General features: G+C 61.1%; 23 protein-coding genes and 1 pseudogene. 11 read left to right on the forward strand and 13 right to left on the reverse strand.

Annotated features, from left to right (window positions below):
- Positions 1–42: 42 nt before the first annotated feature.
- Together H597_RS0108860 and H597_RS0108865 are read right to left on the reverse strand one after the other, a co-directional pair.
- Entirely contained in the window at positions 43–1,335 is a 1,293-nt protein-coding gene (locus H597_RS0108860) for an ATP-binding protein (RefSeq protein WP_083941015.1), read from the reverse strand.
- Positions 1,332–1,991, reverse strand: a complete 660-nt coding sequence (locus H597_RS0108865) for a response regulator (protein WP_028101824.1) — start codon at positions 1,989–1,991, stop codon at positions 1,332–1,334. The genes H597_RS0108860 and H597_RS0108865 overlap by 4 nt, the downstream gene beginning before the upstream one ends.
- Before the next feature lie 150 nt (positions 1,992–2,141).
- On the opposite strand from H597_RS0108865, the gene H597_RS33185 reads away from it, so the two are divergent.
- The gene (locus H597_RS33185; RefSeq protein WP_051293639.1) at positions 2,142–2,948 is read left to right on the forward strand and encodes a ChbG/HpnK family deacetylase; all 807 of its coding nucleotides are present in this window, start codon (positions 2,142–2,144) and stop codon (positions 2,946–2,948) included.
- Between the two features lie 100 nt (positions 2,949–3,048).
- Here H597_RS33185 and H597_RS0108875 read toward each other — a convergent pair whose 3' ends face one another.
- The 4 genes from H597_RS0108875 to phaP form a co-directional block, all read right to left on the reverse strand.
- Positions 3,049–4,005, reverse strand: coding sequence for a threo-3-hydroxy-L-aspartate ammonia-lyase (locus H597_RS0108875; RefSeq protein ID WP_035373581.1), 957 nt, complete (start codon positions 4,003–4,005; stop codon positions 3,049–3,051).
- Positions 4,006–4,016: 11 nt separating this feature from the next.
- Positions 4,017–5,000: an ornithine cyclodeaminase family protein gene (locus H597_RS0108880; protein WP_028101826.1), complete on the reverse strand. Its 984-nt coding sequence runs from the start codon at positions 4,998–5,000 to the stop codon at positions 4,017–4,019.
- A complete protein-coding gene (locus H597_RS0108885; RefSeq protein WP_028101827.1) occupies positions 4,990–5,622 on the reverse strand; it encodes a helix-turn-helix transcriptional regulator in 633 nt (210 codons plus the stop codon). The genes H597_RS0108880 and H597_RS0108885 overlap by 11 nt, the downstream gene beginning before the upstream one ends.
- Before the next feature lie 168 nt (positions 5,623–5,790).
- The gene (gene phaP / locus H597_RS0108890) at positions 5,791–6,345 is read right to left on the reverse strand and encodes a TIGR01841 family phasin (protein ID WP_028101828.1); all 555 of its coding nucleotides are present in this window, start codon (positions 6,343–6,345) and stop codon (positions 5,791–5,793) included.
- Between the two features lie 288 nt (positions 6,346–6,633).
- Here phaP and H597_RS0108895 point away from each other — a divergent pair, with 288 nt between their 5' ends.
- Both H597_RS0108895 and H597_RS0108900 read left to right on the forward strand, forming a co-directional pair.
- Positions 6,634–7,329: a nitroreductase gene (locus H597_RS0108895; protein WP_028101829.1), complete on the forward strand. Its 696-nt coding sequence runs from the start codon at positions 6,634–6,636 to the stop codon at positions 7,327–7,329.
- Between the two features lie 143 nt (positions 7,330–7,472).
- Positions 7,473–8,519: a serine hydrolase gene (locus H597_RS0108900; RefSeq protein ID WP_028101830.1), complete on the forward strand. Its 1,047-nt coding sequence runs from the start codon at positions 7,473–7,475 to the stop codon at positions 8,517–8,519.
- Here H597_RS0108900 and H597_RS0108905 read toward each other — a convergent pair.
- Positions 8,504–9,286 (reverse strand): IclR family transcriptional regulator, encoded by a 783-nt coding sequence (locus H597_RS0108905; RefSeq protein ID WP_028101831.1) that lies wholly within the window; start codon positions 9,284–9,286, stop codon positions 8,504–8,506. The two genes, H597_RS0108900 and H597_RS0108905, sit on opposite strands and share 16 nt — an antisense overlap.
- A gap of 86 nt (positions 9,287–9,372) precedes the next feature.
- On the opposite strand from H597_RS0108905, the gene H597_RS0108910 reads away from it, so the two are divergent.
- From H597_RS0108910 to H597_RS0108925, 4 genes are all read left to right on the forward strand, one after another.
- Positions 9,373–9,756 (forward strand): diacylglycerol kinase, encoded by a 384-nt coding sequence (locus H597_RS0108910; protein WP_028101832.1) that lies wholly within the window; start codon positions 9,373–9,375, stop codon positions 9,754–9,756.
- A 93-nt stretch (positions 9,757–9,849) separates the two neighbouring features.
- Positions 9,850–10,863, forward strand: a complete 1,014-nt coding sequence (locus tag H597_RS0108915; protein WP_028101833.1) for a sulfate ABC transporter substrate-binding protein — start codon at positions 9,850–9,852, stop codon at positions 10,861–10,863.
- A 20-nt stretch (positions 10,864–10,883) separates the two neighbouring features.
- Positions 10,884–11,519 (forward strand): RBBP9/YdeN family alpha/beta hydrolase, encoded by a 636-nt coding sequence (locus H597_RS30285; RefSeq protein ID WP_083941016.1) that lies wholly within the window; start codon positions 10,884–10,886, stop codon positions 11,517–11,519.
- Complete coding sequence (locus tag H597_RS0108925) at positions 11,446–12,084, forward strand: peroxiredoxin (protein ID WP_028101834.1); 639 nt, start codon at positions 11,446–11,448, stop codon at positions 12,082–12,084. Before H597_RS30285 ends, H597_RS0108925 begins: the two co-directional genes overlap by 74 nt.
- Positions 12,085–12,141: 57 nt before the next feature.
- Here the strand turns inward: H597_RS0108925 and H597_RS0108930 are convergent, their stop codons facing one another.
- Positions 12,142–12,468 (reverse strand): hypothetical protein, encoded by a 327-nt coding sequence (locus H597_RS0108930; RefSeq protein ID WP_028101835.1) that lies wholly within the window; start codon positions 12,466–12,468, stop codon positions 12,142–12,144.
- Positions 12,469–12,670: 202 nt separating this feature from the next.
- Between H597_RS0108930 and H597_RS0108935 the strand changes: the two genes are divergently transcribed.
- Entirely contained in the window at positions 12,671–15,067 is a 2,397-nt protein-coding gene (locus H597_RS0108935; RefSeq protein ID WP_028101836.1) for a TonB-dependent receptor plug domain-containing protein, read from the forward strand.
- A 66-nt stretch (positions 15,068–15,133) separates the two neighbouring features.
- Here the strand turns inward: H597_RS0108935 and H597_RS0108940 are convergent, their stop codons facing one another.
- From H597_RS0108940 to H597_RS0108965, 5 genes are all read right to left on the reverse strand, one after another.
- Positions 15,134–17,038: a DUF3857 domain-containing transglutaminase family protein gene (locus tag H597_RS0108940; protein ID WP_035373584.1), complete on the reverse strand. Its 1,905-nt coding sequence runs from the start codon at positions 17,036–17,038 to the stop codon at positions 15,134–15,136.
- Positions 17,039–17,040: 2 nt separating this feature from the next.
- Positions 17,041–18,333: an HlyD family secretion protein gene (locus tag H597_RS0108945; protein ID WP_028101838.1), complete on the reverse strand. Its 1,293-nt coding sequence runs from the start codon at positions 18,331–18,333 to the stop codon at positions 17,041–17,043.
- A gap of 6 nt (positions 18,334–18,339) precedes the next feature.
- Positions 18,340–19,263 carry a hypothetical protein gene (locus H597_RS0108950; protein ID WP_028101839.1) on the reverse strand — a complete coding sequence of 308 codons (924 nt, stop codon included), beginning with the start codon at positions 19,261–19,263 and terminating at the stop codon, positions 18,340–18,342.
- On the reverse strand, positions 19,260–21,374 hold the full coding sequence (locus tag H597_RS0108955; RefSeq protein WP_028101840.1) for a peptidase domain-containing ABC transporter: 2,115 nt from the start codon (positions 21,372–21,374) through the stop codon (positions 19,260–19,262). Before H597_RS0108955 ends, H597_RS0108950 begins: the two co-directional genes overlap by 4 nt.
- Positions 21,375–22,079: 705 nt before the next feature.
- Positions 22,080–23,306: a hypothetical protein gene (locus H597_RS0108965; protein WP_035373587.1), complete on the reverse strand. Its 1,227-nt coding sequence runs from the start codon at positions 23,304–23,306 to the stop codon at positions 22,080–22,082.
- A 260-nt stretch (positions 23,307–23,566) separates the two neighbouring features.
- On the opposite strand from H597_RS0108965, the pseudogene H597_RS34045 reads away from it, so the two are divergent.
- From H597_RS34045 to cysW, 3 genes and pseudogenes are all read left to right on the forward strand, one after another.
- A pseudogene (locus H597_RS34045) lies at positions 23,567–24,081 on the forward strand (TSUP family transporter).
- Positions 24,082–24,186: 105 nt separating this feature from the next.
- On the forward strand, positions 24,187–25,065 hold the full coding sequence (gene cysT / locus H597_RS0108975) for a sulfate ABC transporter permease subunit CysT (protein ID WP_083941018.1): 879 nt from the start codon (positions 24,187–24,189) through the stop codon (positions 25,063–25,065).
- Complete coding sequence (gene cysW / locus H597_RS0108980) at positions 25,062–25,946, forward strand: sulfate ABC transporter permease subunit CysW (protein WP_028101844.1); 885 nt, start codon at positions 25,062–25,064, stop codon at positions 25,944–25,946. Before cysT ends, cysW begins: the two co-directional genes overlap by 4 nt.
- Position 25,947: the final 1 nt, after the last annotated feature.

Genomic DNA, 25,947 nt, shown 5'->3' on the forward strand with positions numbered 1-25,947 from the left:
GCGCCGGGCCGGGTGATCCGGCCCTGGCTTGCGCGCCGTGGCTCAAAACTCGACCGATACGCTGAAGCCGCCGCCGGCGCGGTTGTCCATATGCAGGCGGGCGCCGTGGTTGTCGGCGATATGGCGCACGATGGATAGGCCCAGGCCGCAGCCGCCCGGGCGGCTGCCTTCGGGGCGGAAGAAGCGGTCCGACAGGCGCTCCAGGTCGGCCGCATTGACGCCCGGCCCGTTATCGCTGACGCGCAGCAGGGCGCCTCGCCCCTGCTGCTGCACGATCACATCGACCCGGCCATCGTCGGGCGCGTAGCGCAGGGCGTTGTCCAGCAGGTTATTGAGCAGGATGCGCAGGCCGTCCGGGTCGGCCCGCACATACACCGCTTCCTGCGCTTCGACGCCCAAGTCGACGCGCCGGCTTTCCGCCAGCGCACTGTAGTCGGCCACCGCCTCGCAGGCAAGGCGCTGCAAGTCCACGTTCTGCACATCCTGGGCCGCCGGCCCGGCCTCCACCCGCGCCAGGTTGAGCAATTGCCGCACCAGGTGGCTGGTGCGGTCGAGCCGCTCATGCATCTTGGCGAAATTCTGCTGGCGCGCCGCTTCGCTGTCGGCACGCTCCATCAGGCGCAGCTGCAGTTTGAGCGCGGTGATTGGCGAGCGCAGCTCGTGCGCCGCGTCGGCGACAAAGATGCGCTGCGTCGCCAGCGAGCGGCCGAAGCGCTCCAGCAGCCCGTTCAGCGCGTGCACCACCGGCGTCAGCTCGCCGGGCCAGCCGTCCGGCGGCAGCGGATCGAGCATGGCGGGCGAACGGTGCGCCACCGCCTTGGCCAGGTATTCCAGCGGGCGCATGGCGCGGCTGACGACCCAGCGCACCAGCAGCGCCATCACGCCGACAAAGGCCAGCAGGGGCATGCCGGTGCGCAGCGCGATGGCGGCGGCCATGCGGTTGCGCACCGCGATCGGCTGGCTGGCCTGCACATAGCGTCCATTGGCGGTATCGCCGAAGACGCGCCAGGCAGCGCCGTTCTGTTCGATCACCGCGAAGCCGGACAGGTCGTGGCGCGGCGCCCGCGCCGACGGTTTGGAATCGTATATCTGCTCGCCCAGTTCATCCCATGCCTGCAGCACGAAGTCCTCGTCCGGATCTTCAGCGGTCGGTGTCGGGATGTCATAGGCCAGCTTGTCGGGCAGGGCTTCGACCAGCTGGCGCAATTGCATGTCGGCCAGTTCGTTGGTCTCGATGCGCAGAGCCCGGTATTGCAGCCAGCCGGCAGCCAGGGTGGCGGCCAGGGTGGCACACAGCATGCCCACCATCAGCTGGCGGCGCAAGGTCGACATCATGACGCCGCCACTTTGTAGCCGACGCCGCGCACATTCTGGATCAGGCCCGCGCCCAGCTTCTTGCGCAGGTGGTGGATATGGACGTCGATGGCATTGCTCTCGATTTCGGCATTCCAGCCGTACAGGCGCTCCTCCAGCTGGCGTTTGGGGACCACCGCGCCCGGTTCATCCAGCAGGACGCGCAGCACGGCGAATTCGCGCGCCGACAGCAATACTTCGGCGCCGTCGCAGGTGATGGTGTGGCTGGCCAGATCGAGCTTCAGGCGGCCATGCACGATCAGCGAGGTGCTGCGCGACACCCGGCGCCGCAGCAGGGCGCGGATGCGCGCCAGCAGTTCATCCAGGTCGAACGGCTTGCCCAGGTAGTCGTCGGCGCCGGCGTCCAGCGCCTCGATGCGCGCTGCCGTGCCTTCGCGCGCCGTGACCACCAGGATCGGCATGTCTTCGCCGCGCGCGCGCAAGCTGCGCAGCACCGCCATGCCTTCGCGCCGCGGCAGGCCCAGGTCGAGCAGCACCAGGTCGTAGCTGCCCGTGGCCGCCGCCAGTTCGGCGCTGCCGCCGTCGCGCACCCAATCGAGCGCGTAGTTTTCCCCGCGCAGTCCGGCCTCGATGCTTTCGCCGATCATGTCGTCGTCTTCCACCAGTAACAATCGCACCCTGTCTCCTTGAAGTTGTCTTATCAATATTATTTCTTAACCTGCGTTAACGATGCCTTAATTCTGCCCCTGCTAGCCTGTTCGCATGATCATCAGTCAGCCTGAGCATGTTACCCAAAGCCGGGCCAGGACGTTTGCGGAATTAAAACAATGAAAAGCTTGATCATCAATGCCGAGGACGTCGGCATGCATCCCGCCGTGGATGACGCCGTGGCTGAGCTGGTGGGCCGGGGGATTGTGAGCGCTGCCAGCGTCATGGCACTGGGGCGGCCGAATCGCGAAACGCTGGGGGCCATCGCGCGCCAGGGGGCCGACCTCGGACTGCACCTGGATTTCACCAGCGAGATGGCGCGCGCCGCTTATCGCCGCGAGACCGGGTTGCCGTCCCTGATGCTTGCTGCCTGGAGCGGCACACTGAATGCGGCGCATGTGCGTGCGGCGCTGGAGGGACAGTTCCAGCGCTTTGGCGAGCTGACGGGGCGGCTGCCCGACTTCATCGATGGCCACCAGCATGTGCACCAGTTTCCCGTCATCCGCGAGGCGCTGGTGCAATTGCTGGAGCGGCACGGCGCGAAACGCATCCGCGTGCGCAATACCGCCTCGCGCCGCTGGCGCGGCGGCAAGGCGGCCGTGATCGGCATGCTGGGCAGCGCCAGTTTGGCGCGCCGCCTGGAACGCATCGCCTGCCGCAGCAATGCCGATTTCATGGGCGTCTACGACCGTTCCGCCGCGGCCGACCTGGCGGCGCGCTGGTATGGCTGGCTGGCCAGCGCACCGGCGCAGGGCGGGCTGGCCATGTGCCATCCGGCGCTGAAGGATTGGGGCGGGGCGGCGTTCCGCGTCAAGGAATACCAGTTCCTCGGCAGCCAGCAGTTCCGCGAACTGTGCAGCGAATTCGACGTGCAGCCCGTGAACTGGCGCGGCCACGCCATGCGCGCCGCGCAGACGGTGACTTAGCGGCTGTTTCCAAATGGGCGTGGCTAGGCGCAGCGACGAAGGCAGTGCGCCTGCACGGCAAGGAGCTGCAACAACGCCATGGCCATGTTGAAACGGCCTCTTAGGCCAGCAGCTTGGCGAAGCGTGCGAGATCCACGTTGCCGCCGCTGATCAGCACGCCCACCCGCTTGCCGCGCAGCGCTTCCTTCATCTTGCGCGCCGCCGCGAAGCCCAGGCAGCCGGTAGGTTCGACCACGATCTTCATGCGCGCGGCGAAGAAGCGCATGCCATCGACCAGTTCGGCGTCGCTGACGGTCAGGATGTCGTCCACATCGCGCTGGATGATGGGGAAGGTCAGCGCGCCCAGGTGCTGCGTCTGCGCGCCGTCGGCGATGGTCTGCGGGGTATCGATGTGCACGATCGTACCGCTGCGGAACGATTGCTGGCCGTCGTTGCCCGCCTCCGGCTCGACGCCGTACAGCTTGCACTGCGGCGACAGCGCGCGCGTCGCCAGCGCGGAGCCTGACAGCAGGCCGCCGCCGCCCAGGCACACAAAGAAGTAATCGAGTTCGCCCACCTCCTCGAACAGTTCCTTCGCCGCCGTACCCTGGCCGGCAATCACGTCCGCGTGGTCGTAGGGCGGGATCAAGGTCATGCCTTTTTCTTCGGCTAGTTGGCGGCCGATGGCTTCGCGGTCTTCCTTGTAGCGGTCGTACGTCACGACATTGCCGCCGTAGCCGCGCGTCGCGGCGATCTTCGACGCGGGCGCGTCTTCCGGCATGATGATGGTCGCCGGGATGCCGAGCAGCTTGGCCGACAGCGCGATCGCCTGCGCATGGTTGCCGGACGAGAAGGCCACCACGCCCGCCTTGCGCTGCGCCGGGCTGAAACGCGACAGCGCGTTGAAGCCGCCGCGGAACTTGAAGGCGCCCATGCGCTGCAGGTTCTCCGCCTTGAAATAGAGCTGCGCGCCCAGCTCTTCGTCGGCGCTGCGCGAAGTCAGCACCGGCGTACGGTGGGCGTGGCCTTCAATGCGGCCGGCGGCCGCGACGATGTCTGCATAAGTCGGGAGGGTCATATTTTCTTTCCTTACCAGGGCCAGGGAATGTTCCGGCCGATATTGTTGGCGATGGCGCGCTGGTACAGCATGCGCACCGTGGTGAGGTCTTGCAGGGCGATGCCCGTCATATCGAATATCGTGATGTCGCCCGCCTTGCGGGGCAGCGGCGCCGCCAAGAGTTCGCCCAGTTCGGCCGCTGGCAACCCTGGCGCCCATTGCAGCTCGCCGATACGGCGCGCTTGCGGCAGGTCGTCGGCCCAGACCCGCGCGCGCTGCAGCAGGCCTTGCGGCAGTTCGCGCTTGCCTTGCGTATCCGCGCCGACGGCGTTGATGTGCGTGCCGGCCTGCACGGCGCCGGCGCTGAACAGCGTGCTGTGGCCGGGCGTGGCCGTGATGACGATGTCCGCCGCCGCGACGGCCGCATCGGCGGCGGCCGTGCCGGCGCCGCCTGCCGGCGCGACATCGCTGCGGCCGGCAAACAGGGCTTCAAACGCCGCGTCCTGCCGGCCATCCGCGGTCACATAGCGCACGCGCTGGAGCGAGGGCAGGGCGTGCAGCGCGTAGTCGACATGGCCGCGTGCTTGCACGCCGGTGCCGAACACGCATAGTTGTGCGCTGTCGGCGCGCGCCAGCAATTGCAGCCCGAGCGCTCCGGCGGCGGCCGTGCGCGCGGTGGTGACGGCATTGCCGTCGGCGATGCACAGCGGGCGGCCGCTGCGCGGATCGACCAGCATGATGGTGGCCTGGTGCGCTACGCCGCCGGCTTCGCGGTTGGCGGGCCAGAATCCGGCGGCCTTGAAGCCAAGCAGCGCCTGCGACGGCACGTCGCCCGACTTGATGCCGAATACCGCGCTGCCCGGCAGCTCCTCGCGCACCAGCGGGAACACGCGCGCGGCCCGTTGTGCGTGCAGTGCGAATGCTTCGCGCACCGCGGCGCGCACATCGTCCGGCTGCAGCAGCGCCGCGACGGCATCGCGGTCGAGCAGCAGCAAGCTGGCGTCGTTATTTTGCATAGTTGTACACCGTGGCGCGGGATACGCCCAGGTGGGCCGCGATGGTTTCCATCGAGCGCCGCATTTGCAGCAGGCCGGCGTCGCCCAGTTCGCGCATCAGGGCGCGGCGGTCGTCGGCTTTCAAGGCGCGCGGCGTGGTCGAGAGCCGTGCGGCGAATTGTTCGATATGGGCGCGGATCGCGTCCGCCCCGGCGGCCGGCGCCAGCGATTCGATCACGGCGGCGGCTGGATCGACATTGCTGAACTGCCCCAGCATCGCCTGCAGGCTGCGGAACAGGTTCAGGTCCACATTCAGGCACAGGGCGGCAATGTATTGGTCGTTTTTGTCCTTGATGCCGACCGACGTGCTCTTTGCCGGGCGGCCGTCCGGGAAGGTATTCGGGTAGTTGGCCAGCACTTGCGGGAAGGCGGGATCGGCAATCCGCGCCAGTCCCAGTTCCGTTGCGGGCTCGCCCACGGCGCGGCCGGAAAGATTGTTATGGATCGCCAGCACGGCATGGCCGGGGTCGAGCAGGTCGTGCAGGACCACCTCGGTGAACGGGGCCAGCGTTCGGCCAAGGCCCTCGGCGACGTGTTTCATCTGGTCCAGCAAGTGCTGCTGGTCGGGCGTGCGCTTTGTCATTAAGACAGATTATCTCGTTTTGGATGAATTGTAAACTTTGGTGCAAAAAAAGCCCCGGACTAGCCGGGGCTCGTGAAGGACACCCGCTGAGAGGAAACCACGGATGCCGAGGAGACCTGTGTACAGCGTTGCTTCATGGCCGGCCATCAAGGCCGGCGGAGGTATGGATTACTGCTTCTTTGCGGACGTGGCGGCGGCGCTGAACTGGTTCACAGCGGCGTTCACATTGGCTTCGAAGGTTTCAGCGGCGGCCTTGGCGCTCTTGGTGAACTGCTCGTAGCCGGCGTTGGCGTTGTTCAGGGCGGACTTGAACAGGGCAACGGCGCTTTCGCTGCCGGCTGGGGCATTCTTGCTCACTTCGTCAACCAGGGAGATCACCTTGCGGTTGGTCTCGGCGATCTGCGACTCGGCGGCCTTGCTGAATTCCGCGCCGGTGCCGGAAGCGATCGACGCCAGGTGGCGGCTGTAAGCGATGGCTTTCTCGGCGGCTGGCTGGGCCTGGGCAGCGGTCAGCGTGAAGAATTCTTGCGGGTCTTTGGCAGCCAGCAGCTGCTTGGTAGCGACCGACGATTCTTCCAGCGATGCCTTGGCAGCGGTGATGTTCAGGTCTACGAACTTCTCAACGCCTTCGAAGGCTTTGTTGGTCAGCGAAGAAAAGAGTGCGAATTGGCTTTCGAAGTTTGCCTTGGTGGCATTTGAAAACTGCTCAGGAATCGCAAACATTGGACTCTCCAAATAAGTAAATTAGTCGTTGGAACTTGCTGCTTCTACAACTGAAAACAACGTATTGTGCAACGCAACAAAGCCGATTATCCGGGTTCAGGGGGCAAAGTCAAGCGCTTTTTGTGCGTTGCACAAAGTAACTAACTTATTGTCACCAAAGGATTTCTTGATAGAAGTTGCACGCCAATTGCTGCCAGGCAGCTGCGTTTGCCACCAGGCGATGCCAGTAGGGCCGCGGCGGCGATTGGAGTAATATTTGTGGTTGAGCAACCAACAGGCCAGGCCACCATGATCACCTCCCCAGAACAGCAAGCCGTCGACACGGCCATCACCTCGCGCCGCTCGATCCGCGCGTTCCTGCCGACCCCGGTGGCGCAGCAGGATATCGCAGCCATCCTGGAAGTGGCCGCCCGTGCGCCCTCCGGCACCAATACCCAGCCCTGGAAAGTCTATGTGCTGACGGGCGCCATGAAGGAGGCCTTGTCGGCCCGCATCCTGGCCGCCTATGCCGATCCCGAGCTGAACAAGCTGCATATCGAGGAATACGCCTATTACCCGCGCGAGTGGGTCTCGCCCTTCATCGACCGCCGCCGCAAAGTGGGCTGGGACTTGTACGCGCTGCTGGGCCTGACCCGCGACAACAAGGCCGGCATGGCGGCCCAGCATGGCCGCAATTTCAAATTCTTCGACGCGCCGGTCGGCATGATCTTCACCATCGACCGCATCATGGAGCAGGGCTCCTGGCTCGATTATGGGATGTTTTTGCAAAATATCATGGTGGCGGCGCGCGGCCGCGGCCTCGATACCTGCCCGCAGGCCGCCTTTACCCAGTACCACCGCATCATCAGCGAGGTGCTTGGATTGCCCGCCAGTGAAACTGTTGTATGCGGAATGTCGCTTGGTTTTGCCGATCGTGGCAAAATTGAAAATACGCTGGTGACCGAGCGCGAGCCGCTTGCCAAATTTGTTAAATTTATGGAGTGAACAAGCTTTCGTTGCAGGCCCGCGTCACTAGGGAAATTGTGTATTGTGAGGCTGAAAACTTTACTTCAGAAAAGCTTGCGCAGGAATTTGGTTTTGCTACACTGCAACTAGCGATTCTGCTGTTTCACACCGGGGAATGACGAATGAACAAACTTGCTATCAGCGTGCTGGTGTCCGTGCTTTGCGCATCGGCATCGATGGGTTCTGCGCAGGCGGCCATCAAGAAAGCAGGCGTCCGTCATGCCGCCCCGGCAGCCAAAGTCCAGATGGTCAAGCGTACGGTCATGGTGCGCGGCCACAGCAAGATCATTTACCAGCGCATGAGCAAGGTCAATGATTACAGCCGCCCGACCGAGGGCGACCTGGCGGGCCTGAACCTGGTGCGCGACCCGCTGGACCTGAAATCCAATGTGGCCCTGGTGCTGGACCAGGCCAATTCCGAAGTCCTGTTCGAAAAGAATGCCGGCGTTGCCCTGCCGATCGCCTCGATCACGAAGATGATGACGGGCCTGGTGGTGGTGGAAGCCAACCAGGACCTGGATGAAGTGCTGACCGTCACCGACGAAGACGTCGACCGTGAAAAATTCAGTTCCTCGCGCCTGAAAGTCGGCGACCAGTTGACCCGCCGCAATATGCTGCACATCGCACTGATGAGTTCGGAGAACCGCGCCGCGTCCGCCCTGGGCCGCAATTATCCGGGCGGCTTGCCGGCCTTCGTCATGGCCATGAACGACAAGGCGCAGTCGCTGGGCATGAACGACACCCGTTATGTGGATTCCAACGGCCTGTCCAAGATGAATGTGGCCAGCGCCCGCGACCTGGCCAAACTGGTGCAGGCTGCCTACGAACACCCGATCCTGCGCGAATTCTCCACCGACCCGAAAGCGGTGGTGGAAAACAACGGCCACCCGGTCACCTTCGGCACGACCAACCGTCTGGTGGCGCCGAATTCGGGCTGGGAAATCGGCCTGCAGAAGACCGGCTTCATCAATGAAGCGGGCCGCTGCATGATCATGCAGGCGATTGTGGAAGGGCGCGCCGTCATCATGGTGCTGCTGGATGCCAAAGGCACGGCGGCCCGCGTGGCGGACGCCACCCGCATGAAGAAGTGGCTGGCCGCCCTCAGGCCGGCCTTCGGTGACAATGTGAGCGGCGCCAGCACCAGCGCCCAGTCTTACTCGGGGATGTAGCCCAGGGTGGCGGAGATCTGGTTGGCGGTATTGACCAGGTCTTCCAGCCATTCGTCCTGCAGCCGGTCGGCCGGCGCGGAAATCGACAAGCCTGCCACCAGTTTGCCGGAATCGTCGAGGATGCCGGCCGCCATGCAGCGCACCCCCAGTTCCAGTTCCTCGTTGTCGCGCGCATAGCCGCGCGCGCGCACCAGGCTCAGCTCGCGCTCCAGGCGCGCCAGGTCGGTAATCGAATTCTTGTTGTGCCCAGCCAGCCCGGTGCGGGTGGCATAGGCGCGGATCGCCTTCGGCTCGTCCACCGACAGGAACAGCTTGCCGGTCGACGTCAGGTGCAGCGGGCCGCGCGCGCCGATCGCACGCACCACCTGCATGCCCGAGCGCTCGGAATAGGCGCGGTCGATGTAGACGATTTCGTCGCCCTGGCGCACCGATAGGTTGATGGTCTGCTGCGTTTTCTTGTGCAATGCACGCATCGAATCCAGCGCCGCTTCGCGTACGGACAGGCGGCTCTTCACCACATTCCCCAGTTCCAGCAGGCGCATGCCGAGGCGGTAGGTGCCCGGCTCCACCCGGTCGACAAAGCGCGTCACCACCAGGTCGTTCAGGATGCGGTGGGCGGTGGACGGGTGCAGGCCGGAGACCTTGGACAGCTCTTTCAGGCTGACCGGATCGGGGTATTTGGCCAAGGCGTCAAGCAGGGCCGTCATGCGGTCGATGACCTGGATGGTGGTCTTTTGTTCCTGCGGGGGCAGGGTTTCGCTTTTCATAATGTGGTTGGTGCGGTGCGGTATAGGCAGACTTATTTATACCATGATGTGAAAAAAATGGGAATCTGTCGCTATAATCCGTCCCCATGGAACCAACTAGTGAATTCAAAAGCAAGAGCGGCCTGAAGCGCATTTTTTCGGCCTTTTTCTACTCCATCGATGGCTTGAAAACCGCCGTCCGTTCGGAGCACGCCTTCCGCCAGGAACTGGCCGTGTTCGTGGTGGGCGCCATTGCGGCCGTGCTGTTGCCCGTCTCTGCTTTCCAGAAACTGGTGTTGATTGGCAGCATGGTGATCGTCTTGATCGTCGAGCTGATCAACTCGGCCATTGAAGCGGTGGTGGACCGGGTCTCGCTGGAACGCCACCCGCTATCGAAGAACGCCAAGGACTTCGGCAGCGCCGCCGTGCTGCTGGCCTGCCTGCTGGCAGGCGCGACCTGGGCGGTCGTCCTGTTCAATCGCTTCTTTTAATTACTTTCCGGTATAACGAACGAAGAAAGTATTCGTTCGTATTTATATAGGCGGCAGGTAATCTGGCATCTCCAAACATTAAGGGGAATCCAGATGCTGTCCAGGAAACTGATTGCCGCCGCCTTGTTCGCCACCGCTGCCGTGGCCCAGGCCGCCGACGTGAGCTTGCTCAACGTCTCGTATGACCCGACCCGCGAGCTGTACCAGGATGTCAACGCGGCCTTCGCCAAGGAGTGGAAGGCCAAGACCGGCGACAACGTCAAAATCAAGCAGTCGCACGGCGGCTCCGGCAAGCAGGCCCGCGCCGTGATCGACGGCCTGGAAGCCGACGTGGTAACGCTGGCGCTGGCCTACGATATCGATGCCATCGCCGAGCGCGGCCTGGTGGGCAAGGACTGGCAGAAGCGCCTGGGCCACAACGCCGCCCCCTACAGCTCCACCGTCGTCTTCCTGGTTCGCAAAGGGAACCCGAAAGGCATCAAGGACTGGAACGACCTGGTCAAGCCGGGCGTGGCCGTCATCACCCCCAATCCGAAAACCTCCGGCGGCGCGCGCTGGAACCACCTGGCGGCCTACGGCTACGCCCTGCGCCAGCCGGGCGGCAGCGACGCCAGCGCCCGCGACTTCCTGAAGAAGCTGTACCAGAACGTGCCGGTGCTCGATTCGGGGGCGCGCGGCGCCACCACCACCTTCGTCGAGCGCGGCATCGGCGACGTGCTGATCGCATGGGAAAACGAAGCCCTGCTGGCGATCAAGGAGCTGGGCGCGGACAAGGTGGAAATCGTGGCGCCGTCGGCCTCCATCCTGGCCGAACCGCCGGTCGCCGTGGTCGACAAGGTGGTCGACAAACGCGGTACCCGCAAAGTGGCCGAGGCTTACCTGAACTTCCTGTACACCGACCAGGCCCAGGCCATCATCGCGAAGAACTACTACCGCCCGAGCGTGGAGAAGGAAGCGAAGAAGTACGCCGCCCAATTCCCGAACGTGAAGCTGTTCAAGATCAGCGACGTGGCCGGCGACTGGAGCATCGCGCAAAAGACGCACTTTGCCGATGGCGGCGTATTCGACCAGATCTACCAGCCCGGCGCCAAGGTCGCGGGTAAATAATTCAAGCAACGGAGGGTCTCATGGCGATCCAACAACTGAACCGATTCCGCGTCCTGGTCGCGCCGGGCCTGCACAACAGCGGCCCCGATCACTGGCAGTCGCGCTGGCAGCGCCTGTACCCGCGCTTCGAGCGGGTAGAGCAGAAGCGCTGGAGCGATCCGGTCCTGCTGCGCTGGGCCGACCGCCTGGATGAAGTACTGGATGAAGACCGCCGCCCGACCCTCATCGTTGCACACAGTTTCGGCTGCCTCACCACTGCATTGAGCCTGTCACGTTCATCCTCCCCCCACGTGGCGGGCGTGTTGCTGGTGGGGCCTGCCGATCCCGATAAGTTCCAGGTCAGCTCCCTGCTGCCGCACGGAGAGTTGCCATGCCCTTCGATCATGGTGGCCAGCACCAACGATCCATGGATGACGGCCAAGCGCGCCGAAACCTGGGCGCAGCGCTGGGGCAGCGACTTCGTCAACGCCGGGGCCTTGGGACATATCAACGCTGATTCGGGCTTGGGCGACTGGCGTTTTGGCCAGCGGCTGCTGCAAGTCCTGGCGCAGCGCGCATCAAATTTAACAATGGAGAAAATGAATGAGTTTGCGCCTTGGCGATACCGCACCGGACTTCGAACAGGATTCCAGCATTGGCAGCATCAGGTTTCATGAATGGGCCGGCGATTCCTGGGTCGTGCTGTTTTCGCACCCGGCCGATTTCACCCCGGTCTGCACCACGGAGCTTGGCCTGACCGCCAAGCTCAAGCCGCAGTTCGATCAGCGCAATGTGAAAGCGATCGCGCTGTCGGTGGATCCCGCCGACAAGCACCATGCATGGATCAAGGATATCGAAGAGACGCAGCAGACCGTGGTCGGCTTCCCGATCATCGCCGACGCCGACCGCAAGGTGTCGGCGCTGTACGACATGATCCACCCGAACCAGTCGGCCACCGCCACCGTGCGCTCGCTGTTCGTGATCGACCCGGCCAAAAAGGTCCGCCTCTCGATCACCTACCCGATGAGCACCGGCCGCAACTTCGACGAGGTGCTGCGCGTGATCGACGCCCTGCAACTGACGGACAAGCACACCGTCGCCACCCCGGGCAACTGGAAGGATGGCGACGACGTGATCATCCCGCTTACCGTGCAGGATCCGGAAGTGATCAAGCAGAAGTACCCGGCGGGCTTCAAGGCGCCGCGCCCATACCTGCGCCTTACGCCGCAACCGAACAAGTGACGGTTTAAGAAATATGCCGGTCGGGCGGGGGCGACGATCACCAGGCTCCTGCAACGACTAGTGCAGATGTTCTTGCAGGCGCCCCTCGGGGCGCTTTTTTTCTTTCAGCATGTCGCGCAGCGCGGCGATCTCGTTGCGTGCGCTGACGATGCACTGGGGATTGTTCTTGCCGCCCGGCGGGGCGAATTCGACGGCCGCCAGGATGCTGGCCTGGATGGCGGCGAGTTTGTCGAAGGCCGCCAGCGGCAGCCCGGCATTCTCGAAGTCGGCCATCAGCTGTTTGGCGGTGCAGTAGACAGTGGCCTTCTCGAACTTGGTGTAGGCCTGCAGGGCCATTTCGGTCAGGTCGCACAAACGGTCGGTCAGCAACAGAGCATCAGTCATCACACTTCCTCCCATGGATCGCTTGCTGACAATGTAGCACCGGGGCGGAGACAAGCCAATAGCCGCAAGCTGTTCCATTCTTGCAACGTTGGCAGGCAAATCACTTGTTATAAATGAATTATTCCTTTGTGAGTTTTATTGTGCGAGGTTAGTATTTTTTGGCGGCACCACATAAAAATCGTTAGAGAGATTGGATCAAGATATGAAACGCACCCTTATCGCCAGTGCTGTTTTACTGGCCACTTCCCAGGTTGTTGCCCAGACTGCCGCCGATGAACAGCAAACCGTTGTCGTCCTGGGCTCGCGCGCTACCGCCAAGACCGCGCTCGACACCGCAGCACCGGTTGGCCTGATCAATATGAAGGACATGACGTCGGCCGGTCCGCTCGAACTGGGCAAGCTGCTGCAGTCGCTGGATCCGTCGTTCAACTTCTCCTCCACCACCGTCAGCGACGGTACCGACAGCATCCGCCCTGCGACTCTGCGCTCGCTTGGCCCTGACCAGCTGCTGGTGCTGGTGAACGGCAAGCGCCGCCACCAGCAGGCCCTGGTGAACGTGCAGCAGACCATCGGCCGCGGTTCGGCCGGTACCGACATCAACGCGATTCCGCTGTCGGCCATCCACCACATCGAAGTGCTGCGCGACGGCGCGGCGGCCCAATACGGCTCGGACGCCATCGCCGGCGTGATCAACATCGTGCTGAAGTCGAACGTGGGCGAAACCGCGCTCAGCGGCCAGTACGGCACCACCAAGGAAGGCGACGGCGACCTGTATTCCGGCAGCGTGAACCGCGGCTGGGCGCTGGGCGAAAACGGCGGCTTCATCAATGTTTCCCTGGAAGCGCGCAAGCGCGGCGAAACCAACCGCGCCGGTCTTGACGCACGCACGAATCCTCCGCGCAGGACCATGCGCATCGGCGACGGCAATGCCAAGGACGGCTACCTGTGGTGGAACGCAGCGCTGCCGATCGATAATGGCAGCGAGTTCTACGCTTTCGGCGGCTTATCCAAGCGCAAAGGCGATTCCTCTGGCTTCTTCCGTCCAAAGGATGATGACCGGAATGTGCCTTCCGTATATCCAGAAGGCTTCCTGCCCAACATCCGTACGACGATCAAAGACGCGTCGTTCGCCTTTGGCTACCGCCGCGATTTGCCCAACGACTGGAAGGCCGACATCAGCATCAACCACGGCGCTAGCGAGTTTGATTTCCACGAGAAGCAGACCATCAACATCTCCTACTGGTATGAGCCGAAGCCGGGCGGAGGGATTTACGCCGACTCGCCATTCGAAGCCGATACCGGCAAGCTGAAATTCAACCAGACCACCATCAACGCCGATGTGAAAGGGCCGATCAAGCTGGGCGGCCAGGAAGTGTTCCTGGCGACCGGTTTTGAATACCGCCAGGACAATTACCAGATTGTTGCGGGCGACCCTGTGTCCTACCAGTACGGCCGCACCAATAACCCGGCTGTCGTCATCAAAAACCAGAATGGCGGCACAGCGGCTTCCGGCACCCAAGGCTTCCCCGGCTATACCCCGGCCACGGCCGTGGACGAAGGCCGTCACAATATCGCGCTGTTCCTGGATGGCGAATACCACCCGGTCAAAGAGCTGCTGCTGGCCGGCGCGGTACGTTATGAAAAGTACTCGGACTTCGGCAGCACCGTGACCGGCAAGTTCAGCACCCGCTGGGACCCGATCAAGGAATTCGGCCTGCGCGCCAGCGTATCGTCCGGCTTCCGCGCACCGGGCGTGCAGCAGAAGTTCTACAGCTCGGTCTCGACCAACCTGAACGGCGCAGGCCAGCTGACCGAGACCTTGACCGCCCGCGAAGGCAGCGCCGTCACCACGGCGCTGGGCATCAAGCCACTGAAAGAAGAGACGTCGCGCAACGCATCGGTCGGCATGGTGCTGCGTCCTGCCAAGAATATGTCGCTGACCGCCGACGTTTACCAGATCAAGATCAAGGACCGTATCGTGTTCTCGAGCGAGATCTCGCCAGAAGCCGGCGGCGGACCGATCGCCAACGTGCTTAACCCGCTGGGGGTGGGGCAGGCACAGTTCTTCACCAATGCGGTCGACACCAAGACCCGCGGCCTGGACATCGTGGCCGACCACACGACCAAGTTTGAATCGTCCACCCTGGTGCTGTCCGGCCAGCTGGGCTTCAACAAGACCGAGGTGACCAAACGCCATTCGCCATCCAGCCTGTTGACCGGCGACCAGCTGTTCAGCCAGGCGCAGGTGACCTTGATCGAACACGGCCAGCCACGCAAGCACCACGTGGTGGCGGCCGACTACACCTTCGGCCCATGGAACGTCAACGCCCGCGCCAACTACTACGGCGAAGTGAGCGGCGAAGGCTTCGGTCCCCTGCACACCTGGGAAGCCAAATGGCTGCTCGATACGAGCGTTCGCTATAACTTCAGCAAGAAGACCAGCGTATCGTTTGGCGTCAACAACCTGTTTGACACCTATCCTTCCGAGTGGACCAATGGCGGCGGCTTGGCAAACATCGGCTTCAAATATTGCTGGGAAACCTGCCCGTTCGGCATGAATGGCCGTTCGATGTATGTGAAGTTCGATACTGCCTTCTAAGCGATTATCGGCAGATATGTGTCCAGGCGGGGCGGCAGTTGCCGCCCCGTTTTTCATCCGGCAGCCTTAGGTGCCGCCGCTTGCGCCAACGGTGGCATTGGTAGCTTCTGCGACAGGTTGCAACGATACTTTGTACAGCAGGTCAGAGCGAATCGCATCCAGCGCAGGCTGCAAGCGTTCAAAGTCGGCTGGGGTGCAAATGCGGGTGCCTGGTTTCAGCAGGACGAGCTTGCGAGTGGCCATGATGTTCTGACCTGTATGCTGGTAGCTTGCGGAGTAGCGCAGGATGCCAGCCTGCACAGCGACATCGGACGGCAAGGAAGCCGGTTCAAATCCGTCGGGAAGAATATAGCTGACTGTTTCCTCGTGGTCCGCTGGATCGCAAAGGAAAGGCTGGGACCTGACTTTTTCGCGATCCAGTTCCGCAGCAAGATCAAAGATGCCGGAATTGAGTGAGCTATCGAGCTCGAAGGCTGACTGGCCAGGCTTTAGGAAGTGCTCGATCCTGGCGTGCAGACGATAAGCGTATGCGTCATGCTTTCCTTCAGGGGCGCTGGGCTCCTCCATGCCGCCGCCGTCCCAGGCGCGTCCGGCCAACATTGGTTCGGCCCAGTCGCCCGAAGGAAGCTTGGCGTAGCCATTGTGTTTTCGGCGCAATAGCGCTCCGCGCAGCCCCTCCACTTGCTCCTTATAGTCGAACCTTGCCGAGCCATCCGACTGCAACACAAAGGAAGTTTGACGTGTTTCGCGTCCTGCTTGATTGAAGGGCGTGCGCGACAAGACGCCGCTACGTGTCAGCAAGACGGGCTTGTCGTAGAGACGGCCGGGAAGATAGGGGCCGGCGGCATCCTTGAATGTGCCATCAAGATAAAGGTCCAGCGAAGGAATGTAGGTAATGACATGGTCAAAGACTGGTGTTGGCGTGTCCGGCACGCTGAAGAACTCCTGTCCCAAGGCGATCAATGCGGGAGAACTGTCGATCCCCGCTGCCTTCAACATCGCATTCAACAATACGACGTGGTCTTTGCAGTCGCCAATGCGGGCAGTGTAAATGGCAGCGGCCGAATGTTTGGGGATGATCCGGCCGTCCGCGCCATACACCGCCCTGTAGCGAATATTGTCCTGAACCCAGCGATAGAGGGCAAGAGCGCGGTCCCTGGGAGCGCTGACGCCTGCGATCAGATGCTCAACCAGTTGCGACAGTTCTTGATCTGGCATGGACTGCGTCTCAAACATGCTGTCGAAGGTGCGAGCAATGCTTGCGTAATCTGCAAAAGTGGAGACCCGGACCTGGGCCCTTCGCAATCCCGAATCGACCCCGTTTGTCTCGACGCGCGGGTCTGGCTTGCCATCCCAGACCCAGCGGTAGAACTGACGGCCGTGAGCGAGCCTTGTACGCGTTGCGCGGAATCCCTGCACCAAGTCCCGAAGTGGCATACTTGTTGGCAAGTCAATCGACATGGATACCGTGGCGGGTGAGCGTGCCAAACCTGGCTCGGTCATTGCAGCAAACTGATTTGCAATGGGCGGCTTGCCGACCATCCTGCTATGGGTCACGAGTACCAGCTCGTCGCCGCTGGCCAACTGGTCGAAAGAAATGCCGAGCGCACGAAAGTTCGTAAACTCGGCGTCCAACATCTTTAGCGTGCCTGGTTGCAATTTCATCTGGCTCTTGACCGCGCACCAGCGTTTGCCGTTTTGTCTCTTGATGCATGCTTCCCGGACGTCGACTTTTTCCCGGTTTGGGTCGAACCAGATCCGTACCATGCGATTGTTCTGTGCAGCCTCGTCATCGTCAATCCGGGTAACGACGGTCTGGGTATAGTCGAAGCGACCGTTTGCATAGACGCGGAAGTGTATGTCGTCGCGCAATTTCGTAACGGAGTTTGCCTGGCAAATTGGCGATGTAAGCGCTGTGGCCAGGAACGCTGCCTTGAAACCCCAATGATGCTTGATTAAGTCAAAGTCCATGGTCAATCTATTTGCATTTTTTTCTCGATTGCGAGGAGCGGCTCGAACATCAGCTCCCACAGCTTGAGCCGCGCTTGAATCACGTCGGCTTCGAGTACGAAGCCTGGTTTCAGCGCTTGCGCCTCTCCGTAGGCTTGGACGGTTTGCTTATCCAGCGCTACGGAAATGCGATACAGCCCCTCTGTACTTCCATTCTGTGCAAGCAGCTGCTGCGCAAGTTCCGGAGGCAGTTCGCTCGGTGAAAACGGCGTCGCCGAAATGGCCTTGATATGGCCTTCATGCATGCCAAACTTCTGGAAAGGGAAGGCTGCATAGCGGATATAGACGCTTTGGCCTGGCCGCACAAACCCCACGGTCCGGCTAGGCGCAAAGAGTTGGGCTTCCAGAGTATTTCCGCCTCTGGTATTTGGCAATACGGTCGCCAGGGTCTGCCCGGCCTGAACGGATTGGCCGGGCTTGATTTCAATCGCGGAAACAGTGCCGGAGCTGGGGGCGGTCAGCACCAGCTGTCTTCGGGCAGCATTTTCCAGTTCATCCTGTTTCAGAGTGCTTTGCTGAACGTCCAAGGCATTTGCCTCCGATTTCAGCTGCACGTCGAAATTGTCGATCTCGCCGCGTAAGCTTCTGCGGTCGCGCATCAGGGAAGAACGTGCGCGTGTCAGCGATTGCATTTGGCTCATTGCATCGATGTGCATTTCGCGCTTTTCGATGAGCTTTGATTCTGCAAGATAGCCGCTGGCTACTAGCGGCTTCAGGCGTTCAATGCTGTCTTGTTCAAGCGCGATCTTTTGCTGCTGCAGATGGATTGCTTCGTCAGTCTGAGCCATTTCGGCGTCGATCCCGGCCAAGCGTTCTTGCGCCGATTGCCGCTGTTGCATGATGCGCATCCGGCTCAGGAGCCTCGCATCCTCCACCAGTAGCTGACGCCGGCTGATTTCCTGGGCAACCGCTTCGCTGGTGTTTTCTATGCCGCCGCCGACCAGGCTTTTGCGTTCGAGGCTAATGACAAGAAGGGTTTCTCCAGCTTCCACATGCTGTCCTTCATGCACGAGCCGCTCCAGCACTACGCCATTTTGCGGCGTCGTGATATTCTGGCTCCCTTCTGCAGGAACCAGCAAGCCTGCGAGTTTGGCCTTGCGGGTGACATTGCCGAAGGCGAGAAATGCCACCGTCAGTAGCAGGGCCACGCCTACAGCGGCAGCAATGACCGAAAAGCTCAGGGGGCGGGCCAAACGTACTGTTCCCAGCCAGTTCTGATCCTTTTGCAGCACTTCGTCCCGAAACAACTTCACCATTTACCTCTAAATCGACAGCACGTAACGTTTGGCTTCAATAACGATCAGCGTCTTCTTCACCGACAAGGTCGTTGGCGCCGACACCTCGTCGTCGAGGAAGTCAAAAATAGTCGCCGGATTATTGCCGAGGAAAGTGGGCTCCGCAAGGCAGCCGCTATTCAGGCCAAGGCTTTCGAACTCGCCATATTCACGGAATACCACGGGAATGTGATGAATGCCGCGCGCTGCCAACGCCAAAGAACGGTGATAACCATCCCGTAATATGTAACGGCCCCGGTAATGGACAACCTGCACAAGGGAAGGTTGGGCCTCGGCACAGAATCCATATGCCGGGACCATGCGTCCGCCACCGAGATCTTGCGGCTCGTTGTAATGGGCGCATACATTGAGGTTTGGATTTTCGGAACTAAGTATCCAATGCTGGTCGGCCTCGGACCAATGGACCTTGACGTCCCCCACATCGCCTTTCTGCGGCAAGCACACCTTGGCAATCGACAGCAAGTCGTCGGCACGGAGAGCGTCGAAGCGATTGACTGCATGTTCCAGGTGGACGATTTCCTGCACCGCGCATACTTTGCGCAGGTCGACCATTTTCACCTGCCAGCCATGGCGCCGGTAGAGGTCATACATGGGCATGGCGCTCAGTGCATCCACGTAGTCCCGGAGGATCTCAGGAACATCGTAAACCGCGCCTGTGCTGTCAAAAGTACCGATCCGATCGGCGACAGCGTTGTGCGCATCGCGCACCCGCTTGAGGATATCTGGATCGTTCGGGCTATGGTGGCGGCCGGCCAAGGTTTCCGCCGCCGCTTTTTTCGACATCCAGCCAACCAATGCGCGTGCGGGCTTGCGCCGTTCGCGTTCCGGCAAGAGGGGGGCTTTCCCTGCGCTGGTCTGTCCGGCCAGCTCGTGATGGGGGAAGTTGTTCATATTGCTGCGTCCTTAAGAATGTTCGGTTGGGCTGTGGCGGGCTTGCGCTCGGTGAGGCGGCCTTTGTTCAGTTCGAATACGCGGTCTGCGCTGTTTATCGTTTCGCGGCGGTGTGCGATGAAGATGCGCGTCACGTTCAGCTCTTTCAGTTTCGCTGTTACACGTCGCTCGTTGTCCGAATCGAGATGACTTGTCGCCTCGTCCATCGCCAGGATCATGGGCCTTTTGTAGAGTGCGCGCGCCAGCAGAATGCGCTGCTTCTGGCCTCCGCTCAGGGAGGAACCCATGTCGCCTACCAATGTGTGGAAGCCCATCGGCATTGCGCTAATTTCGTCAAATACGAAAGCGGCCTTGGCGCATTCATGGATCAGTTGTTCATCAGGCTTGGTGTCGAAGAAGCTGATGTTTTCGGCGATGCTGCCGGTGAGTAGGACGTCTTCCTGCATGACAGTGCCGATCAGGCGCCGGAAGTTGCGTACGCCGAGTTTTTCGATCGAGGTGCCGCCAAATTGCACCTCGCCGTGGCGGGTTTTGAGCAGTCCAAGTAAGATTTTCATCAAAGTGGTCTTGCCGCCGCCGCTGGCGCCGACGATGGCCACGCTCTGGCCCGGTTCGACGACCAGGTTGGCGTCCTTGATTACCCAGGATTCGCCTTCGCCATAGCGAAAACTGACATTGCGCAGCTCAATCCGTGGCGTAAGGTGGCTCAAATCGTTCGCAGGTGTGGAGTCCTTCTCTGGTTCTGATAAGGCGATATCACCCAGGCGTTCGGAGTGCAAGCCAAGCATGTGCAGTTCGACCAGGTAATTGATCAGCGATGCCATGCGTGCGGTGAACTGGCTGGCGTAGCTGTTAAAGGCGAAGAACATGCCGATCGTGAAGGCAGAACTTTGCCTGCTGTCCATGATCAGGCTGGCACCCACGCCATACACCGCCAAGTTCTGGATGCCGAAAATCAGACTATTGCCTGCACCAAACCAGATATTCATGATGGTGTTCTGGGTATCGCGGTTCTGCACTTCCACGCGGAGGTTCTGCCAGCGTGCGAGGCGTTCTTGCTCGCGTCCAAATAGCTTGAGCGGCAGCATTGCGCGCATGGTCTCCAGAAAGTGCGAATTTTCACGCGAGCTGCTGTTCATCCGCATGAGGGAAGCATTCCGGTAGGCGCGGTAGGACATCAGGCGCAGCAGGGCGTAGGCAGCAGTGGCGCCGAGAGTGATCAGGGCCAGGCGTCCTGAATAGAGGCACATCATGACCACGGCGATCAGGCCGGTCAGCGCATCAAGCGAGACCGTGACGGCATTGGTGGTGAGGGTATTCTGGATCGTGCCAATCGAACTGAATCGGTTGAGCAGGTCGCCAAGGTGGCGTTTTTCGAAAAAGGCCAGTGGCAAACGCAGCATGTGGCTGAACACATTGCTATACCACTGCAGTGACAGGCTCTGGCTCAGGACCATCACCATCCAGCCACGCGCCATGGTGACGGCTGTCTGGATCAGCAGCACCAGGCCGAAGCCGAGCATGAGCACAGGCAGTAGCTCCCAGTCGTGGCCCGCCAGGACATCGTCGACCACCATCTGATTTAATAAGGGGGCTGCCAAACCCAGCAATTGTAGGAAGATCGAGACCAGGAAGATCTGGCCCAGTGAAATATTCAGTCCAAGTACACGGCCCGTCAGATCCGATAGCTTTACTTGCCGGCGGTTTTCGGCGCGGCGAAATTGGGCGTTCGGCGTGAGCTCCAGTGCGACACCGGTGAAATGGCCGGAAACCTGCTTAAAGTCAAGGACGCGTTCCCCGAAAGCGGGATCGATGATCGTTATCTTGTTGCCGGCCACGCGCCTGAGGACGACGAAGTGATTCATGTCCCAGTGCAGCATGCACGGGAGTTTCAGCTGATCCAGCTCGTCCAGCTCCAGTCGCAGTCCGCGGCTGCTGAAATTCATGAGACCGGCATAATGGACGACCTGCTCCAGGTTGCTGCCTTTGAGCGATACGGTGAAGCGGCGTCGCAGGCTGATCAGGTCGACTTGGTTGCCATGGGCGCAGGAGACCATAGCAAGGCAGGCAAGCGCGCATTCACTTGCTTCAGTCTGAAGAATGACTTTCATAGATTTCATTTGATGTGGCAGCGCCACACGTGGCGCTGCCAGATTTCAGCGAACCGATATTGACGTCGGCCCCCGCTTACATTTCGTCATCTTGTTCGTATTTAGCCACGGTACTGCCGCCGCCACCTCCCCAGCCGCCGCCGCTGTCGCCACCGCCGCTGTCGCCGCCGCCACTTCCGGAAGAGCAAGCAGGACCAGGAGAAGGCGTCGATGCGCGTGGCTGTGGCGAATTACGTGGCTGTGGCGAATTACGTGGTTGTGGCGAATTACGTGGTTGTGGCGACTGCTGTCGAGGCTGGGTGGCTTTGAGCCCTGGACTGTTTTCGACGCATTGAGCATGGCTCTCATGGGTATGGCTGGCACCCCCACCGCCAAAACCCAGACTGCCCAAGAGCTTTTGGGAGAACGTCATTTCAACTTGGCCGCCCCCTTGGCCACCAGAATCTTTAACGACAACATCGGCCCGGCTTCCTGCTGGGCAGCAAACCACACTGCCATCGGAACCCTTTGCCCAACCGCCAGGACATTGCGAATCATTGCCACCCGATACGGAGGCGAACTCGGTTACTTTCAATACACGCATTACATTTCCTAATTAACTACTGCCACTTCATAACATTTGGCGGGCAATATCAGCCATTACACAAGCGGCGACGGCGATGTCGTCGCTTGATGCGTTCAGATAAGCTTTGAAAGGGAGATGGGCTAGCAGGCTACCTGCGGCCAGCCAAGGCGGCAGGCCGCAGCCAGGCTCAGGGCTCGCGCGATGGCGCTGCTGCCGGCCTTGGCGCGGCGCATACATTCTGCGACAAATTTATCGAGCGGCCTGTCCAGATACATCAATTCGTCGATCTGGCTCAGAGCGGTCGGTGCGGGGAGGTCTGGATGCAAATCCGGAACAAGATAGCGTAAATGGTCGAGCGCATTGCCAATATGGGCGGACACCTGTTCCGGCTCGCCATCGAAGCGGCTCCATTCCGTGACAGCAGAAACCCAATCCGCGTTCAACCGGTGGGCTTGCAGTGCAAGGTACAGGCGCCCATAAGGCTGTCGTTCCATCGGCAACACGGCGATAAACCGATTCCTGTACAGGATGTAGCTCTCGACGAAAGATTGACGCGAAGCGTCGTCGTTGATCAGGCCATGTAAGTGCTGATCGAGATGCGCGTCAGCCGTAAGTGCAGCTTCAGTCATCACAGCATGGCGCGCTGCGGCATCGAGTCGGCGCACCTGGCGGAAGAAGCGCGTGCGACCAGATGATTCCTGCTTTATCCAAAAGGCGGCCGGCATGCCTGTCAGCTTCAATAAATGAGTGGCGCGGCCGCGCAGGTAAGAGCGCCGGAAGGCTTCGAGTAGCGCCGCTCGGGAAATCAGACCGTCCTTGCCCCAGTGGCATTCGACTTGCCGGTGGAAGTCGCGGAGGCTATATACCAGGGTGCGGAACTTTGAGCGTGCCGGGTCGGCATACCGATCGGTTGTGCGACCGGATAGTAGTTGCGTAGCTCCGGCCACATTGACTCGTCCATCCAGAGCGAGGTGAGCTGGTGCCAACAATTCGTACGGCAGGCACCGCGCCACACCGGCGCTGAATTGAACGGCATAGCGCCGCAAGACATGGATCAGCCCTTGGCTAATGCGCGCATTTCCTCTCAGGTGGCGTATATCGTCGCCGAAGATGGAAGCAAACTCCGCATAGATTTCACTAAGTGCTGCGCCCTGATAGGCTGCATGGCATAAGGAGGCTTGGCGCAAGACCAGGTGATGGGCTGCTTCGCCTTGCCGCACAATAGCATAGGCCGGCACTGAGCCGAAAGGCAGCATCTGTTTTAATACTTCTGCCCAGATGACCTCGGCGACAGCTTCTCGCAATGAGGTCGAATGAATCGCACTGCGCGGGTTATTGGTGGCGCTGGCGTTGAAAATGTCGCGCACGGTCTGCGCTTCGATCCTGGAAGTGTTCAGCCAAAGGATCTCGGGGAAAACTGGGAATACTGCAGGGACTGCTTGCACTTCGATACCAATCTAAACAATTACCAAAAACTAATTACAATTTGATTACATTATTTATTAATTTATAGAATGTTTCCATGGAGATGTTAGAATAATTGCACTATTGTAGTTTTCTTATGTTTTCTGCTATTCGCCCGAAAGTCTGAACGCTGGTCGGCTAAACACCTGATTTCCGGCCTCGGCTGCCGTATCAGCGTGCATACAAGAAGTCGTTGTCAGCTCTGGCAATCGGACAAAAGCGCCCCAGCCTGACCCTCCTGTTTGGGAGTTCCCGCTCGGTGGCGGTGCGCACTGACCTGGCCTTAGCCTCCATTACCAAGAACGCGGGCGTTGCCACCCACCGCGTGCGCGGCACCGTATGCTGGGACGTGGTGCGGCTGCTTTGCCGCGGCGCCTAGCCTGCGGCGGTGCTTGCGACCATGGCCCTGAAACACTTCGGCGCCCTGGACAAGCAAATCGGCCACTTGATCCGCATATGTAAAGCCGGCACCGACATCGCGTATGCCGTGCCGCTGACCGCGATCGCGGCAGCGGGTGGCTGGTTTCCATCGATTGGGTCCTGCTCGCGACCCTTCTGGTGGGCTCCGTGCCCGGCATTGCGATCGGTTCCTGGTTCGCCCGCTCTATGCCGGAACGCATTCTGCGCGGGGTGCTGGGAACCGTCCTGGTGTCCGTTGCCGCCAAACTGGTGGCCTGACTGCCGGTCCCGCATCTAAGCAAATGACAAAAGGTTAGTTGGGTTTATAACGCCTGAATGCGAATATTCGCTCCTGTTAGTCGAAAATGTAATAAGGGAGCAAGCATGTCTGCAGTAGCGTTGCCGGCGACCGCGCCGGCAGGAGAGGTCAAGGCCCGTAAAGCGCCATACCGCGTGATGCCCGGCTTTAACCTGTCGCTGGGTTTCACGATCCTGTACCTGACCCTGATCGTCCTGATCCCGCTGTCGGCGATCTTCCTCAAGACCTTCACCATGAGCTGGAGCGCCTTCTGGGCGGCGATCAGTTCGGAGCGCGTAGTGGCTTCCTATAAGCTGACCTTCGGCGCATCCTTCATCGCGGCCCTGTTCAACGTCTTCTTCGGCGGCATCGTCGCCTGGGTGCTGGTGCGCTACAAATTCCCCGGCAAGCGTATTGTCGACGCCCTGGTTGACCTGCCGTTCGCGCTGCCGACCGCGGTTGCCGGCATTACGCTGACAGCCTTGTATTCGTCCAATGGCTGGTTCGGAAAATATATTGAAGGTGTCCTGGGCATCAAGGTGGCCTTCACCCCGCTGGGCGTGGTGGTGGCGCTGACCTTCATCGGCCTGCCGTTCGTGGTGCGTACCGTGCAACCGGTGCTGGAAGATGCCGAGCGCGAACTGGAAGAAGCGGCCGCCAGCCTGGGCGCTTCGGCTTTCCAGACCTTCAGGCGCGTGGTGTTCCCGACCATCCTGCCGTCGCTGCTGACCGGCTTTGCGCTGGCCTTCGCGCGCGCCACCGGCGAATTCGGTTCCGTGATTTTCATCGCGGGCAATATGCCGCTGGTGTCCGAGATTACCCCGCTCTTTATCATCACCAAGCTGGAACAGTACGACTATGCCGGCGCCACCGCCATCGCCGTGGTCATGCTGGTCGCTTCCTTCCTCATGCTGCTGACGATTAACCTGCTGCAGGCTTGGTCGCGCGGAAAGGCCCGCAAATGAGCGCATCGGCCACCCCCATCCGCCGCGGCGAACTGCCGCAACGCCAGGACGTGCTGGAGCCGCGCTGGGTGCGCTTTGCCCTGATCGCCCTGGCGCTGACTTTCCTGACCTTGTTCCTGTTCGTGCCGTTGGCGGCCGTATTCACCGAGGCGCTGAAGAAGGGCTGGAACGTCTACGCCTCCGCCATCCTGGAAGACGATGCGATTTCCGCCATCAAGCTCACGCTGCTGACCGCCGTGATCGCCGTGCCATTCAACCTGGTGTTCGGTGTGGCGGCATCCTGGGCCATCACCAAGTTCGAATTCCGCGGCAAGAGCCTGCTGCTGACGCTGATCGACCTGCCGTTCTCGGTATCGCCGGTGATCTCGGGCCTGATCTACGTGCTGCTGTTCGGCGCGCAGGGCTGGTTTGGCGAATGGCTGGCGGCGCATGACGTCAAGATCCTGTTCGCCGTGCCGGGCATCGTGTTGGCCACCGTGTTCATCACCTTCCCATTCGTGGCCCGTGAACTGATCCCGCTGATGCAGGCGCAGGGCAGCGAGGAAGAAGAGGCGGCGGTGGTGCTGGGCGCGAACGGCTGGCAGACCTTCTTCCGCGTGACCCTGCCGAATATCAAATGGGGCCTGCTGTATGGCGTGATCCTGTGCAATGCCCGCGCCATGGGCGAATTCGGCGCCGTCTCGGTGGTGTCGGGACATATCCGCGGCGAGACCAACACCATGCCGCTGCAGGTCGAGATCCTCTATAACGAATACAACTTCGCCGCAGCCTTTGCCGTGGCCTCGCTGCTGGCACTGCTGGCGCTGGTGACCCTGGCAGTGAAAACCTTTATCGAATGGCGTCTGCACGAAAACTACGGCGACGACGCCAAGGAGCATTGAT

Origin of the sequence: Pseudoduganella violaceinigra DSM 15887, assembly GCF_000425385.1 — a bacterium.
GTDB classification, from domain to species: Bacteria; Pseudomonadota; Gammaproteobacteria; order Burkholderiales; family Burkholderiaceae_D; genus Rugamonas; species Rugamonas violaceinigra.

Bases quoted from the DNA above. Each gene is read 5' to 3' on its own strand.
- H597_RS30285 (WP_083941016.1), top strand. From the start codon at position 10,884: ATGGCGATCCAACAACTGAACCGATTCCGCGTCCTGGTCGCGCCGGGC.
- phaP (WP_028101828.1), bottom strand. From the start codon at position 6,345: ATGTTTGCGATTCCTGAGCAGTTTTCAAATGCCACCAAGGCAAACTTC.
- H597_RS0108905 (WP_028101831.1), bottom strand. From the start codon at position 9,286: ATGAAAAGCGAAACCCTGCCCCCGCAGGAACAAAAGACCACCATCCAG.
- H597_RS0108875 (WP_035373581.1), bottom strand. From the start codon at position 4,005: ATGACCCTCCCGACTTATGCAGACATCGTCGCGGCCGCCGGCCGCATT.
- H597_RS0108885 (WP_028101827.1), bottom strand. From the start codon at position 5,622: ATGACAAAGCGCACGCCCGACCAGCAGCACTTGCTGGACCAGATGAAA.
- H597_RS0108860 (WP_083941015.1), bottom strand. From the start codon at position 1,335: ATGATGTCGACCTTGCGCCGCCAGCTGATGGTGGGCATGCTGTGTGCC.
- H597_RS0108915 (WP_028101833.1), top strand. From the start codon at position 9,850: ATGCTGTCCAGGAAACTGATTGCCGCCGCCTTGTTCGCCACCGCTGCC.
- H597_RS33185 (WP_051293639.1), top strand. From the start codon at position 2,142: ATGAAAAGCTTGATCATCAATGCCGAGGACGTCGGCATGCATCCCGCC.
- H597_RS0108910 (WP_028101832.1), top strand. From the start codon at position 9,373: ATGGAACCAACTAGTGAATTCAAAAGCAAGAGCGGCCTGAAGCGCATT.
- H597_RS0108955 (WP_028101840.1), bottom strand. From the start codon at position 21,374: ATGAAAGTCATTCTTCAGACTGAAGCAAGTGAATGCGCGCTTGCCTGC.
- H597_RS0108950 (WP_028101839.1), bottom strand. From the start codon at position 19,263: ATGAACAACTTCCCCCATCACGAGCTGGCCGGACAGACCAGCGCAGGG.
- H597_RS0108930 (WP_028101835.1), bottom strand. From the start codon at position 12,468: ATGACTGATGCTCTGTTGCTGACCGACCGTTTGTGCGACCTGACCGAA.
- H597_RS0108880 (WP_028101826.1), bottom strand. From the start codon at position 5,000: ATGCAAAATAACGACGCCAGCTTGCTGCTGCTCGACCGCGATGCCGTC.
- H597_RS0108895 (WP_028101829.1), top strand. From the start codon at position 6,634: ATGATCACCTCCCCAGAACAGCAAGCCGTCGACACGGCCATCACCTCG.
- H597_RS0108900 (WP_028101830.1), top strand. From the start codon at position 7,473: ATGAACAAACTTGCTATCAGCGTGCTGGTGTCCGTGCTTTGCGCATCG.
- cysT (WP_083941018.1), top strand. From the start codon at position 24,187: ATGTCTGCAGTAGCGTTGCCGGCGACCGCGCCGGCAGGAGAGGTCAAG.
- H597_RS0108940 (WP_035373584.1), bottom strand. From the start codon at position 17,038: ATGGACTTTGACTTAATCAAGCATCATTGGGGTTTCAAGGCAGCGTTC.
- cysW (WP_028101844.1), top strand. From the start codon at position 25,062: ATGAGCGCATCGGCCACCCCCATCCGCCGCGGCGAACTGCCGCAACGC.
- H597_RS0108925 (WP_028101834.1), top strand. From the start codon at position 11,446: ATGAGTTTGCGCCTTGGCGATACCGCACCGGACTTCGAACAGGATTCC.
- H597_RS0108935 (WP_028101836.1), top strand. From the start codon at position 12,671: ATGAAACGCACCCTTATCGCCAGTGCTGTTTTACTGGCCACTTCCCAG.
- H597_RS0108945 (WP_028101838.1), bottom strand. From the start codon at position 18,333: ATGGTGAAGTTGTTTCGGGACGAAGTGCTGCAAAAGGATCAGAACTGG.